Genomic DNA, 12484 nt, shown 5'->3' on the forward strand with positions numbered 1-12484 from the left:
AACGGTTACAGGCTAATTCAGCCTTTTGGCTAATGACGACAGTGACCGTTTTCAGATAGTCTTGAGACAGAATCGGCCAGGCCGGGTTTAGTTTTCGTCTTTGGTGTCGATAACAGACTCAGGCACAGAGGCGTGCTGGCACAGTCAGACAACGCCCGGCATAGTAGTTAGCATTTACGCAGCGCAAATCTCCAGAGTAGGGTGGTAGCAATTCCATATGTATTCAGTGTTAGTGTGTGATGATTCACTGGTCGCCAGAAAACAGGTTGCCAAGTGTCTGCCGCAGGACTGGGAGGTAGCGCTGCACTTTGCCAGGCATGGTGAAGAGGCCGTAGAAGCCATCGCGCAGGGCAAGGGGCAGTTGTTGCTGCTGGACCTGAATATGCCGGTGATGGACGGCTATGCAACACTTGAAGAAATCAGAGCGCAGGGTTTTAATACCAAGGTAATTGTGATTTCTGGCGACATCCAGCCAGAAGCGCATCAGCGTGTTACTGCACTGGGCGCCATCGATTTTATTCGTAAGCCGGTCAACCCGGAAACACTGTTTGAAGTGTTAAAGAAGCACCATATCCTCGAGCAGGGCGAAGACGCCGCTGCCGAAAATAGACTGCTGGCACCGGAAATCCGTGATTGTTATCAGGAAATCACCAATATCGCTATGGGACAGGCGGGCGATCACCTGGCCCGCATTATGAACGTCTTTGTGCGCCTGCCCATCCCCAATGTAAACCTGATCGAGGTGAGCGAGCTGCATATGATGCTCTCTGACATAGATAGCCACGAAGAAGTAACAGCCGTATGCCAGGGGTTTTTGGGGCCGGGCATACGGGGCGAGGCCCTGTGTATTTTAAGCGACTCGAGCTTTGAGGATGTCGCAAAGATCCTCGACATCAAACAGGAAGTGGATGACCGCCTGCAACTGGAACTGCTGATGGACGCGGCCAGTATCCTCATCGGCACCTGTTTGTCGGGACTGGCCACGCAGATGGACATGAATTTTAGTCAGGGGCATCCCATTGTGCTGGGGCAGCACCGGGCGATCACCGAAATTATTGCCATGAACCGTATTCGCTGGAAGCGAACGCTGGCCATCGAGCTCAGTTACGGGCTGGAAGGCTACAATGTGCAGTGCGATCTTATCCTGTTGTTTACAGAAGAGTCCATGCAAACCATGAACTCAAAACTGTCTCACCTGCTGGAGGACGATCTATGAGTACGTCGGCCTTAGACGATCTTCAGGAATTCCACTGGATGATGGACATGCTGCAAAGCGTGGACGTTGGAATTGTGGTGCTGGATCGCCGTTACGGTGTCAAAGTCTGGAACAGTTTTATGGAAAGTCACAGCGGTATGTTGCCCAGTGAGGTCCGGGATAAGTCGCTGTTCAATCTGTTTCCTTCGATCAACCAGGAATGGTTTGCGCAAAAGGCAAAACCGGTTTTCGAATTGAAGACCCGTGCATTTATGACCTGGGAACAACGTCCCTACCTGTTTAAGTTTCCCAACTACCGTCCCATTACCGGCAGTGAGTCGTTTATGTATCAGAACATCACGTTGTCACCGCTGACCTCCGCTAACGGCAAGGTCGAGTTTATCAGTATGATGATTTATGACGTGACCGATATCGCAGTGGGCAAGAAGCAACTGGAAGCCCTGCAGGTGCAGATAAGCGAAGATCAGGAACGCACCAGACAGACCCCGGACAGAGGGATGGGGTAGGCGTTTTCGACTACCTCCTGACCTGCAGGCGTGTTACCGTAGCGCCCCTTTGTTCACCCTGAATTTTCGCGTGTTAGCCTCATGAACTCTTCCTATTTGTGGGCCGACTGTTCACAATAATGTTATGAAATTGCCAAATTCCCAAATTTTTGCACTGCTGTGTGCCGTGCTCGCGATAAGCTGGTCGGGTAAAGCGTCTGCAGAATTTACCTGCGACATCGATTTTGCTTACGGTCTGGCTGTGAATGACTCACAGCTCAGAGTCATGGATAAAACCCGCACTGTGCTGCAAATTAACGATCAGTCCCAGCTATTTATTGAAGGGCGCTGGCAGTCTCTGAATCCGGAACAGCAGCGCTGGTTGAATGACTACGCGCTGGGTCTGCATTATGTGGTGCCCAAAATGATTGTGCTGGCGACCGAAGGGGTTGATCTGGCCATTGAGACTATTGACCACGTCTATCTTGGGCTGGTTGGCAGTGATCATGACAGTTATGAACGTCTGCACAAAGCCATGGGCAGGGTTAAAAACCGGGTTAAGGACAAGTTTCGTCACGCCAGCAACCACTACTTTATTGGTCCCGGATCGCTGGAAAGTGTCGACGAATTTGTCGACAGTGAGATTGAAGCGCAGCTGGAAGAAGCCATTTCCACGTCGATCGGCGGGATCCTGTCTGCCATCAGTGGTATTAATACCAGCAGTAATGATGTCAGCAGTGAGCGCGTTGCTGAGCTGACCCGTCAGCTTGAGGCAATGGGCGAGTCCATTGAACCCCGGGCCTCGACGCTTAAAAATAAAGCGCAATGGTTTTGCAATAAGCTCAGGCACTTAAACGAGCTGGAAGAAAAGCTGCGCGACACCGTGCCGGATTTTAAAGAGTATAATGTCATCACCTCGCAAAAAGTGGCGGACGAGTCAAACCGGCGCTAGGCAACATGCTGTGTTGCCGCAGTATCAGCACCCATCGCTACACAAAGGCACTGAGCAGCGAATTTAAATAGCGGCGGCCTTTGTCGGTGACCTGCCAGTAGTGAGCACTGTCCTTGAGCAATCCTTTATCGCATGCGTCATCCAGTGCGTGTTGCTGGGTGTCACTCAGCGTCATGCCGGTGAAATCCTGCATCTCCTGTTTAGGGCAGGCTTCAACCAGGCGAAATCGGTTCATAAAATACTCAAACGCCAGATCGTCGGTTTCGACAGGCGTTTCGCTGTCCAGGTAGGGGCGGCTGAGCTCCATATAGCCGCGCGGGTGCTTTACCTTAACGGTGCGCACAATACGGCCGGATTCGGCATGAGTTATTTTACCGTGAGCACCACAGCCTATCCCCAGGTAATCGCCAAAGCGCCAGTAATTGAGGTTATGGCGGCATTCGTGACCGGGGCGTGCATAGCCGGAAATTTCATACTGTTTAAGTCCCGCCTGACTTAGCAGCCGGTGGCCCTGCTCCTGGATCTGCCACAAAATATCATCATCGGGCAGGGTCGGCGGTCGCGAGGCAAAAGCAGTATTCGGTTCAATAGTAAGCTGATACCAGGACAGATGCGGCGGGGTATGGTCAATCGCCTGCCTGAGATCGCTTAAGGCGTTTTCAACCGACTGGTCGGGCAGACCGTGCATCAAATCCAGGTTAAAGCTTGGCAGCCCGGTACGTTTAGCCTCAACAAGGGCCTGATGGGCCTGCGCATCATCGTGAATACGACCCAGCGTGCGCAGATGACCTGGCTGAAAGCTCTGCACACCTATCGAGATGCGATTGATACCTGTGCGCTGAAAGCCGCTGAAGCGATCGGTTTCCAGCGTCCCGGGGTTAGCTTCCAAGGTAATTTCAGCCCCTTCTGCCAGCGCAACGCGCGCCCGGATGCCATCCATCAGCCGCGCCATGCCACCTTCGCTGAACAGGCTGGGCGTACCGCCGCCGATAAAGATGGTCTCAATCTCACGTCCTTCAATGCGTTTTGCATCGATGGCCAGATCATCAAGCAGGTGCGAGATATATTCGGCTTCCGGAATGGTGGATTTGACACCATGGGAATTAAAGTCGCAGTACGGGCATTTCTGCACACACCACGGAATGTGCACATACAGACTTAGCGGGGGATTACGCAAGTGACTGCCTCATGATATCCAGCAAGGTGGCTAATGCCTGGCCGCGATGACTGATGGCATTTTTGGTGGCTTTGTCCAGTTCAGCGGCAGTTTTGCCCCTCTCGTCAACATAAAACACCGGATCATAGCCGAAGCCGCCGTCACCGCTGCGCGACGAAAGAATGCTGCCCGGCCATTTACCCTGGCTGACCAGGGGCACCGGGTCGTCCGCATGGCGCATAAATACCAGCGTACAAAAGAAATGAGCGCTACGGTGCTGGGTATCACCCAGTTCATGCAGCAGTTTGTCAATATTGTCCTCGTCGCTGGCGCTTAACCCGGCAAACCGCGAGGAGTAAATACCCGGCGCGCCGTTAAGTGCATCGACCACCAGCCCGCTGTCATCGGCAATGGCAGGCAGTCCGGTCACGCTGGCGGCATGGCGGGCTTTAATAATGGCATTTTCCACAAAGGTGGTGCCAGTTTCAGGGATATCGCTTACGCCCAGTGACTTTTGTGGCACAACCTCGGTATCAAAGGTTTCAAACAGACTGGCGAATTCACGGACTTTACCCGGATTACCGGATGCCAGTACGATTTTTTCAGGAAATCCCATCGATTCTCCTTATTTGCGTTTCTTCGCGGACGATTTTTTCTGCTTTTTCTTTTTCGGCGCGGCTTTAGGCGCTTTGTTTTTGGGGCGCAGTGTCTCTATCACCCGGGGCTTGATGGCCTCGCCGGTGTAGCGGGTAACCTTGCCGAGCATAGCAAAATCATGGGCTTCAATCAGTGAAATGGCCGTACCTTTGGCCCCCGCACGACCGGTGCGGCCTATACGGTGCACATACACATCGGCGGTGCGCGGCATATCAAAATTGATGACATGACTGACATTGGGCACATCAATACCCCGGGCCGCGACGTCGGTAGCCAGTAATACCGGTACCTCACCACTTTTAAAGCGGGCCAGTGCCGCATTACGCTTGTCCTGCGGCATCTCGCCCTGCAGCCAGCATACTGCAATGTCTTTTTCGGCCAGCGCGTCTTTGAGCGCCTGAAGACGATCGCGGGTTTTCACAAACACAATCGACGAGCTTGCCTGCTGGGTAAGAATATACTCCAGCAGCGCCTGCTTGTGCGCCATGTCATCGGCCAGGTGGTACCACTGATGAATTTTGTTGCTTTCTTTTCGGGATGGCTCGGCTTCAATGATGGCCGGTTCGCTGAGAATGTCGCGGGCGAAGGTCATGACACCACTGCCTTCCAGCGTTGCTGAGAACAGCATATTCTGTTTGCGCCAGCGTGCTTCATTGGCAATCTGGTTGACCACACCCGAAAAACCCATATCCAGCATGCGGTCAGCCTCATCCAGAATCAGGCATTCAATATCGCGGCAGTCGGCTTTTTCTTTCTGAATATGCTCAAACAGACGGCCCGGAGTGGCGATCAGAATGTCCAGCGATTTACTTAATGTTTCGCGGTCGGTGCCGTAATTAATTCCGCCGGTGATAACGCCACACTGCAAACTGGTATGGCGGGTCAGGGCAACCGCCTGATCATAAATCTGCAGCGCCAGCTCTCGGGTCGGCGTTAAAATAAGAATGCGGCTTGCGCCCGGATTTTTGCGTGGGAAGTCCAGCAGAAACTGGCAGGCTGGCAGCAAAAATGCTGCGGTTTTGCCTGTGCCGGTTGGTGCACTGGCAAGGATATCTTTGCCTTCCATCGCGACCGGGATCACGCTGGCCTGAATGCTGGTGGCCTTTGAAAAGCCCATATCAGACGTGGCCTGACACAATGCATCATCAAGTTCGAGTTCGTCGAAGGTCATGGGGTATTACACTTTACCGTATTTTTTAATTGCGCGTATTGTAGCATTTCACTGTCACGCGCGGCGTGAAATTATGGCATTGATTGTTCGATGGCACGGATGCGCGCATCGCGGATCGCATCGCGGATCTGCGGCCCGCGCAGGCCACTTTTGGCAATGGCGCTGGCATCCACTGACAGTGCTGCATTCAGCGCTGTCTGCAGTTGCTGCTGCGCGGCAGACACCTGTGTATTATCACCCCTGACGCAGGCATTTAATGTCAGTAACTGCGTGAAGCGATCGGGTTTTCGCCAGGCGTCGGCGCCATCCAGCACAGCCAGTATGGCAGCACCGTCGTGTAAGGGCGCGGAAATGACCTCAGAGAAGCGACTGGCGAGCACCACCAGATCAAGCACTGTGTTGGGCGTTTTTAGTCGCTGGCACAGCTGCCGGGCCGCATCAGTTGACAGTCCGGCACACAATACTGCCATACGCTGCGCCTCGTCCAGTGAGGCTCTGGCAGCGCGGGTCAGTGCATCATAGCAGGCTGACGGTGGTGCCGGTAACTCGCTGAACCAGTCGTTAAGCGCATGCGCGTTTTCCAGTGTCGTGAAAAATACTGCCGGATCCGGCTCCATCAGGCTGCGACGCGTTTCCTGCCAGACCCGCTCTGCGGTCAGCGTGGCCAGCTCGCCACTTGCGGCCATTTGCTGCATACGTTTGGTCGTATCGGCGTGCACCGTGAAGCCTAGGTGTGCATAGCGTGCGGCAAAGCGGGCAACACGAAACACCCGCAGGGGGTCTTCATTAAACGCCTCACTGACATGACGCAGCACCCGGGCGTTAAGATCGGCCTGGCCATTGAACGGGTCGACCAGCGTGCCGTCGTTCGCTCTGGCCATGGCGTTCACTGTCAGATCGCGGCGCAGTAAATCCTCTTCCAGCGTAACGTCAGGCGAGGCATCACAGACAAACCCCGTGTATCCCGCACCGCTTTTACGCTCAGTACGGGCCAGCGCATATTCTTCGCGGGTGTCAGGGTGCAAAAACACCGGAAAGTCTTTGCCGACCTGCGTAAAGCCTTTGTCGAGCATCTCACCGGGGGTACTGCCTACGACCACATAGTCGCGCTCTGTTACCAAGCGCCCGAGCAGTTCATCGCGCACTGCGCCGCCGACCAGATAGGTTTGCATGCGTGTCTTATTGCCTCTAAGTAATTATCGTTGCATAACGGATTAAACCACTATTATGCCGTACTCAATACGGCTTTGCTGGCAAGTTTTGACATCAGTGATACCTGCCGGTACTTTATAGCAATTCTTCACGGGATAAACCCGTTTGACGTTTCAACTCCAACCTGGCATCACATGTATCTGAATTATTACGGGCTGAATGATAACCCGTTTTCTATTGCGCCAAACCCTGACTATTTATATATGAGTCCACGGCATAAAGAGGCGCTTGCACATCTGACTTTTGGTCTGCGGGAAAGCGGCGGATTTGTCATGCTCACCGGCGAAGTAGGAACCGGTAAAACCACGGTGTCGCGAAAGCTGCTTCAGCAGTTACCCGATAATACGCAGGTGGCGATGATCTTAAATCCCACCTTGTCGGCACTGGAGTTGCTGGCCACGGTGTGTGATGAGCTGGGGCTTGAGTATGATGCGGAGCGCGCCAGCCTGAAGTATTTTACTGATCGTATTCTGAGTAAACTGGCTGACAACCATCAGGCGGGAGTGAATACCGTGCTAATGGTCGATGAGGCGCAGCACCTGATGCCGGAAGTACTGGAACAACTAAGGCTTCTGACTAACCTTGAGACCAACCGTGAAAAACTGCTCAAAGTGGTGCTGATTGGACAGCCTGAGTTACAGCAGTTACTTAAACGCAATGAATTACGCCAGCTGGCACAGCGAATTACCGCGCGTTATCACCTGCTGCCGCTGACGTCTGATGAGGTTTCTTCATATATTGCTCACCGTTTATCGGTGGCCAATGGTGATATCAGTATTTTCAGTAAATCCACGCTTAGAGCCGTACATCAAATTACTGGCGGTATTCCGCGGGTAATTAATCTGTTGTGCGACCGTGCACTGACCCTGTCGTTCACTAAGCAGCATGCAGTGGTAAAGAAGTCACTCTTTATCGCGGCGGCTGAGCAGATCCTGGGGGCGGATGTGGTCGCACAACGTATTCAGCACCAGAAAAAATACTATCTGGCAGCCAGCTTCGTGCTCGCGCTGCTTGTTGGTTATGGTATAGGGGGCTGGTATGTCTGAGCGTATCCGGATTGAGGCACTGAAACCGGGCATGGTGATTGTGCAGGTTACCCAGCAAAACGGGCCTGTAAAAATTCGTAAATCCGGTCTGGTTTCCAGTGACGCCATGGTGCAGGGACTGGCAGAAATGGGTGTCCAGGAAGTCGAGATTGATCCCGAGCAGACGGTCGAAGTAGATGCGCCGGTCCATCACCGTACGCAAACTCAGGCCTTGCTGCGCGGGCAGCACGACACCTCTGCCAAGCTCGACCACACGCTGTCGGATCAGTTTAACCGTAGCCTGTTTCTCCCTACTGTGCAGAGTCTGCCTTCAACGTGGCGGGTATATGGTAAGCAGGTACTTACTTATCTTGTCGTCTTGGCAGGCGGCGTCAGTATTGGCTTTACAGCGGCAACGCATTCGCTGTGGTGGCCACTGTTCGATGCAGCCGATCCGGCCCCGGTGGTGGCATCATCACCGGCTAAGACGACGGACGCTGACTCAGCGAAATCTACCTCTAAAGACACTGCCAGCGCAGATCTGGCGCAAACCGCTGACGCACAACCAGACACACCGGCCGCGGATGAAACTGAGCCAAATACGTCGCCTCAGGCAGGCGCACAGCGCTCATCCGAACAGCAGCAAACAGCCGCAGCGGCGCAGGCCGGGAACGCGCAGGATGCTCAGGTTGCCGCGAAGCAAACTTCGCCGGCTCAAGCCCAGAGCAGTAACGAACCTGCGGAGCCGGAGGGGCGGGTGTTGAATCAGCCTGCTGATACTGATGTGAACGTGTCTGCAGAGCTGATGGCGCGCTTTAATAAAGCCGTCGAGGCGCTGGACAACGAACCTGAACAGGCGCGGGAGCCAGAAACGCAGGTCACCGTACGCGATGGTATTATGCGGGTAGATCAGTTGCCTGCACGGTTGCTTACCCGCTTACCTGCGATGAATTTCAGTGCGCATATGTACGCGTCGCAAAAAGAAGACCGCTGGGTGCGGGTAAACGGCGTGCAGATGATGGAAGGTGACTGGATTGATGACCGGGTCGAAATTATCAGTATTAAAGCCCAGCATGTGGTGCTGGGCTTTGAGAACGAAACCTTTAAAATGGCCGCACTTACTGATTGGTAAGTGCTTGCTAACCAAAACAGGTCAGCCCGGTACCTGATGAATAAAGACTTCGCGAAAAAACTTCGGTAAATCAATATTAAAGTCATCCGGGCGTACGCCTGATACAATTTCATCATCGGTCAGGCTAAGATCGACGCGTTTGATTTCCCGGTAACCTCCGCCACTGTTGACGCTGTAGAACGTCATCACAGTAGGGCTCAGCACATCTTTAGTGCCAGCCTGACAGACAATACCCAGCTTACCGCTGGCAAGACGCACCAGTGAACCAATCGGATGGACCCCCACACACTGGATAAACTGCTTAACCAGTTCCTGATCAAGATTAGCCTGCTTTGTCAGACGCTTGAGTGCCTGTGAGGGGGTGATAGCCTCCCGGTGAGGGCGGTTAGACGTCATGGCGTCATAGGAGTCGACGATAGCCGCCGCGCGGGCCAGCGGTTCAATGGCGTCGCCCCGCAGCCTGCGAGGGTAACCACTGCCATCAACGCGTTCATGGTGTTGCTCAATAATATGCAGCACCAGATCAGAAATGTCGCCGCACTGCTCCAGCAATTCAAGCCCCAGCTCAACATGTGACTGCACGATCGCCCAGTCATCGCCGGACAGGTTGTCCGTGCTCATACGCAGTTCCTGTGGCAACGCTGACATGCCAATATCCATTAGCATAGCGCCAAGGCTTGCCTGCTCGATGGTGTCGCGGTCATAGCCTAAGTGCTGAGTAAAGATCCCCATCATTACCGAGCAGTTAATTGAGTGCTCCAGCAGATACGCGTCGGCATCTTTGATCATGGTCAGACAGGACAGGGCATCCTGATTATCAAACACGCTGTCAATCAGGCTTTGACTAAGCTCAGTGAGCGGTGACAAATCTTTAGGCGCGTTTGTGCTCAGTGATTTGATAAAACCACTCTGAATGGACACGGCCTGCTCGTACAGATCGTTGGCCTGTGAGAATTTCTCCTGATTACTGCGATGTGGCTGGGGAGAGGGTTTTGTGTCTTCAATGGTGTCTTCGGGGGCTGGCGCGCTTTTCTGCTCAGGCAGGCGTGATTTGTCCAGATCAATCTCCACCGTGAGGATCCCTTTGGCTTTTAAACTCTCAATAACTGACGCGGATTTTACCAGCCCCTTGGAGCGCATCCTGAGTTGTCCGGTCTGCTCGAGCACCTGGCTGACATACATACCGGGTACCAGCTCGTCGATTGAGACCTGTTTAAGCATGAAAACTCCTGTTGTTCATAGACACACGGGTAAAGAAGATACTGACTGCTGCCGGTCACTTACGTCTCCGGTAACAGCAGATTTCTGTTAAGAATAACAGCAGTATAACACTGGCATTTAGTGTAATGCGCTTAAGTGTAAATATGTTCCCACAGGGCCGTTGGCCAGCACACCGGATGAGTAACAGGCCGCGGCGGTCACAACAGTGTCGCGCCGCCGCCATCAGCCATGGTACAGACCGCTATTGCCAGGCTGCCCGGGTCGTTTCGAACTGCGCAATCCTGTCTTCGAGTTCCAGGGTCTGACCAATGGCGTCCAGGCCTTTTAGCAGGCTGGTCTTATGGTGCGGGGCAATGCTGAAGTCAAAGCACAGGTCTCCAATGCTCACCTGTTGCGCCTCAAGATCCACGGTGACCGGCGTTTGCGGATGGGCATGAACCGCTGTAAACAGTGTATCCATATCGTTGCTGTCAAGTGCGACTGGTAACAACTGGTTGTTAATGCAGTTCCCGTAAAAGATATCGGCAAAGCTGGTGGCGATGATGACGTTAAACCCGTAATCGGCCAGCGCCCATGGTGCGTGTTCGCGGCTGGAACCACAGCCAAAATTTTCGCGGGCCAGTAAAATACTGGCTCCGGCGTAGTCAGGCTGATTCAGTGCAAACTGCGGGTTTAACTCCTGCTCATCACTGTCAAGGTAACGCCAGTCATGAAACAGGTGGCGGCCAAAGCCTTCGCGGCTGACACTGGTCAGAAACTGCTTAGGAATGATCTGATCGGTATCCACATTAGCCTGATCGAGTGGCGCGGCTGTGCCGGTATGGGTCGTTATGCCCGGTGAGGATTGCGTCATTGTTTACTCCTGAAATTCTCTGACATCGGCGAAACGCCCGCGTAAGGCGGCAGCTGCGGCCATGGCGGGGCTTACCAGGTGGGTGCGTGCACCGCGCCCCTGCCGGCCTTCGAAGTTACGATTACTGGTAGACGCACAGCGGTCGCCGCTTTGTAAAATATCATCGTTCATGCCCAGACACATGGAACAGCCCGGCAGCCGCCATTCGAAGCCTGCATCGGTGAAAACTCTGTCCAGACCTTCGCGTTCAGCCTGCTGCTTTACCTCACCGGAGCCGGGCACCACAATGGCGGTCACCCCCGGTGCTACCTGGCCCTGCCGGGCAACACTGGCAGCGGCGCGCAAATCTTCAATACGCCCGTTAGTGCACGAGCCGATAAACACATGGTTAACCGGGACGTCCGATAACCGGGTGCCCGCCTGTAGTGCCATGTATTTCAGGGCTTTTTGGGCACTTTCTTTTTCAACCGGATCGTCAAAGTTATCGGGGCCGGGCACTGGCGCATTAACGCCGATGACCTGACCGGGATTGGTGCCCCAGGTGACCTGCGGGGCGATGTCGGCAGCCAGTAGCTCGACTTCGCTGTCAAACTGCGCGTCGGCGTCACTGTAAAGGGTTTTCCAGTAAGTCAGTGCAGCTTCCCAGTCCTCCCCCTTAGGGGCATATTCTCGTCCTTTGATATACTCAAAGGTGGTGTCGTCCGGCGCGATCATGCCGGCTTTTGCGCCTGCCTCAATGCTCATATTGCAGATGGTCATGCGTTCTTCCATCGACAGACTACGTATAGCATCACCGGCATACTCAATCACGTGACCGGTGGCGCCGGCATGGCCAATTTTACCAATGATGGCCAGAATGATGTCTTTGGCAGTGATACCGGTCGGCAGCGTACCACTGACCGTGATCCGCATGGTTTTGGCGCGACTTTGCTTCAGGGTCTGGGTAGCCAGTACATGCTCTACCTGTGAGGTGCCGATACCAAAAGCCAGGGCGCCAAATGCACCATGGGTCGCAGTATGTGAATCGCCACAGACCACCGTCATGCCGGGCAGAATCAAGCCGCGCTCCGGGCCCATTACGTGCACGATCCCTTGTTTCTGATGGCCCACCGGGAACAGCTGAATGCCATGTTGCTCACAGTTGTCGGCCAGCGTGGAGAGTTGCAGCGCATTTTGCGGGCCGCAGGCATCAATGGCTAAAGAGCGGGTTGAGATACTGTGATCCATGGTGGCGATGGTCAGATCCGGGCGCCTTACGCGGCGCTGCTTTTCTTTCAGTCCGGCGAACGCCTGCGGGGAGGTCACCTCGTGAATAAGGTGACGGTCTATATAAATCAGGCTGTCTTCGCCAATTTCATCGACGATATGCGCCTGCCAGACTTTGTCATAAAGGGTGTGTGCCAT

At 54.0% G+C, this 12484-nt stretch carries 12 protein-coding genes; 5 read left to right on the forward strand and 7 right to left on the reverse strand.

Annotated elements, in window-relative coordinates; translation table 11 throughout:
- Positions 1–217: 217 nt before the first annotated feature.
- The 3 genes from IE054_RS00070 (at position 218) to IE054_RS00080 (ending at position 2653) form a co-directional block, all read left to right on the forward strand.
- The gene (locus tag IE054_RS00070) at positions 218–1216 is read left to right on the forward strand and encodes a response regulator (protein ID WP_189403053.1); all 999 of its coding nucleotides are present in this window, start codon (positions 218–220) and stop codon (positions 1214–1216) included.
- Positions 1213–1722, forward strand: coding sequence for a PAS domain S-box protein (locus tag IE054_RS00075; RefSeq protein ID WP_189403054.1), 510 nt, complete (start codon positions 1213–1215; stop codon positions 1720–1722). The genes IE054_RS00070 and IE054_RS00075 overlap by 4 nt, the downstream gene beginning before the upstream one ends.
- Positions 1723–1846: 124 nt before the next feature.
- Positions 1847–2653 carry a DUF2884 family protein gene (locus IE054_RS00080; protein WP_189403055.1) on the forward strand — a complete coding sequence of 269 codons (807 nt, stop codon included), beginning with the start codon at positions 1847–1849 and terminating at the stop codon, positions 2651–2653.
- A 37-nt stretch (positions 2654–2690) separates the two neighbouring features.
- On the opposite strand, the gene hemW is transcribed toward IE054_RS00080, so the two are convergent.
- The 4 genes from hemW to IE054_RS00100 form a co-directional block, all read right to left on the reverse strand.
- Positions 2691–3830 (reverse strand): radical SAM family heme chaperone HemW, encoded by a 1140-nt coding sequence (gene hemW / locus IE054_RS00085; protein WP_189403056.1) that lies wholly within the window; start codon positions 3828–3830, stop codon positions 2691–2693.
- On the reverse strand, positions 3823–4425 hold the full coding sequence (rdgB, locus tag IE054_RS00090) for an RdgB/HAM1 family non-canonical purine NTP pyrophosphatase (protein ID WP_189403057.1): 603 nt from the start codon (positions 4423–4425) through the stop codon (positions 3823–3825). The genes hemW and rdgB overlap by 8 nt, the downstream gene beginning before the upstream one ends.
- Before the next feature lie 9 nt (positions 4426–4434).
- Complete coding sequence (gene srmB, locus IE054_RS00095) at positions 4435–5637, reverse strand: ATP-dependent RNA helicase SrmB (RefSeq protein ID WP_189403058.1); 1203 nt, start codon at positions 5635–5637, stop codon at positions 4435–4437.
- 71 nt (positions 5638–5708) lie between these two features.
- Positions 5709–6809, reverse strand: a complete 1101-nt coding sequence (locus tag IE054_RS00100; protein WP_189403059.1) for a tRNA nucleotidyltransferase/poly(A) polymerase-related protein — start codon at positions 6807–6809, stop codon at positions 5709–5711.
- Positions 6810–6983: 174 nt separating this feature from the next.
- Between IE054_RS00100 and IE054_RS00105 the strand changes: the two genes are divergently transcribed.
- Both IE054_RS00105 and IE054_RS00110 read left to right on the forward strand, forming a co-directional pair.
- On the forward strand, positions 6984–7895 hold the full coding sequence (locus IE054_RS00105; RefSeq protein WP_189403761.1) for an ExeA family protein: 912 nt from the start codon (positions 6984–6986) through the stop codon (positions 7893–7895).
- Positions 7888–9006, forward strand: coding sequence for a general secretion pathway protein GspB (locus tag IE054_RS00110; protein WP_189403060.1), 1119 nt, complete (start codon positions 7888–7890; stop codon positions 9004–9006). The genes IE054_RS00105 and IE054_RS00110 overlap by 8 nt, the downstream gene beginning before the upstream one ends.
- Before the next feature lie 21 nt (positions 9007–9027).
- On the opposite strand, the gene IE054_RS00115 is transcribed toward IE054_RS00110, so the two are convergent.
- From IE054_RS00115 to leuC, 3 genes are all read right to left on the reverse strand, one after another.
- A complete protein-coding gene (locus tag IE054_RS00115) occupies positions 9028–10227 on the reverse strand; it encodes a cyclic di-GMP phosphodiesterase (RefSeq protein ID WP_189403061.1) in 1200 nt (399 codons plus the stop codon).
- 241 nt (positions 10228–10468) lie between these two features.
- Entirely contained in the window at positions 10469–11080 is a 612-nt protein-coding gene (gene leuD / locus IE054_RS00120; RefSeq protein ID WP_189403062.1) for a 3-isopropylmalate dehydratase small subunit, read from the reverse strand.
- A 3-nt stretch (positions 11081–11083) separates the two neighbouring features.
- Positions 11084–12484, reverse strand: coding sequence for a 3-isopropylmalate dehydratase large subunit (gene leuC / locus IE054_RS00125; RefSeq protein WP_189403063.1), 1401 nt, complete (start codon positions 12482–12484; stop codon positions 11084–11086).

It is taken from the genome of Alteromonas halophila (genome assembly GCF_014651815.1).
GTDB lineage: Bacteria > Pseudomonadota > Gammaproteobacteria > Enterobacterales > Alteromonadaceae > Alteromonas > Alteromonas halophila.

What these genes read in the sequence shown, in the direction of transcription:
- IE054_RS00070 (WP_189403053.1), top strand. Translation starts at nt 218, where the DNA reads ATGTATTCAGTGTTAGTGTGTGATGATTCACTGGTCGCCAGAAAACAG.
- leuC (WP_189403063.1), bottom strand. Translation starts at nt 12,484, where the DNA reads ATGGCACACACCCTTTATGACAAAGTCTGGCAGGCGCATATCGTCGAT.
- srmB (WP_189403058.1), bottom strand. Translation starts at nt 5,637, where the DNA reads ATGACCTTCGACGAACTCGAACTTGATGATGCATTGTGTCAGGCCACG.
- IE054_RS00105 (WP_189403761.1), top strand. Translation starts at nt 6,984, where the DNA reads ATGTATCTGAATTATTACGGGCTGAATGATAACCCGTTTTCTATTGCG.
- leuD (WP_189403062.1), bottom strand. Translation starts at nt 11,080, where the DNA reads ATGACGCAATCCTCACCGGGCATAACGACCCATACCGGCACAGCCGCG.
- IE054_RS00110 (WP_189403060.1), top strand. Translation starts at nt 7,888, where the DNA reads ATGTCTGAGCGTATCCGGATTGAGGCACTGAAACCGGGCATGGTGATT.
- rdgB (WP_189403057.1), bottom strand. Translation starts at nt 4,425, where the DNA reads ATGGGATTTCCTGAAAAAATCGTACTGGCATCCGGTAATCCGGGTAAA.
- IE054_RS00100 (WP_189403059.1), bottom strand. Translation starts at nt 6,809, where the DNA reads ATGCAAACCTATCTGGTCGGCGGCGCAGTGCGCGATGAACTGCTCGGG.
- IE054_RS00075 (WP_189403054.1), top strand. Translation starts at nt 1,213, where the DNA reads ATGAGTACGTCGGCCTTAGACGATCTTCAGGAATTCCACTGGATGATG.
- IE054_RS00080 (WP_189403055.1), top strand. Translation starts at nt 1,847, where the DNA reads ATGAAATTGCCAAATTCCCAAATTTTTGCACTGCTGTGTGCCGTGCTC.
- IE054_RS00115 (WP_189403061.1), bottom strand. Translation starts at nt 10,227, where the DNA reads ATGCTTAAACAGGTCTCAATCGACGAGCTGGTACCCGGTATGTATGTC.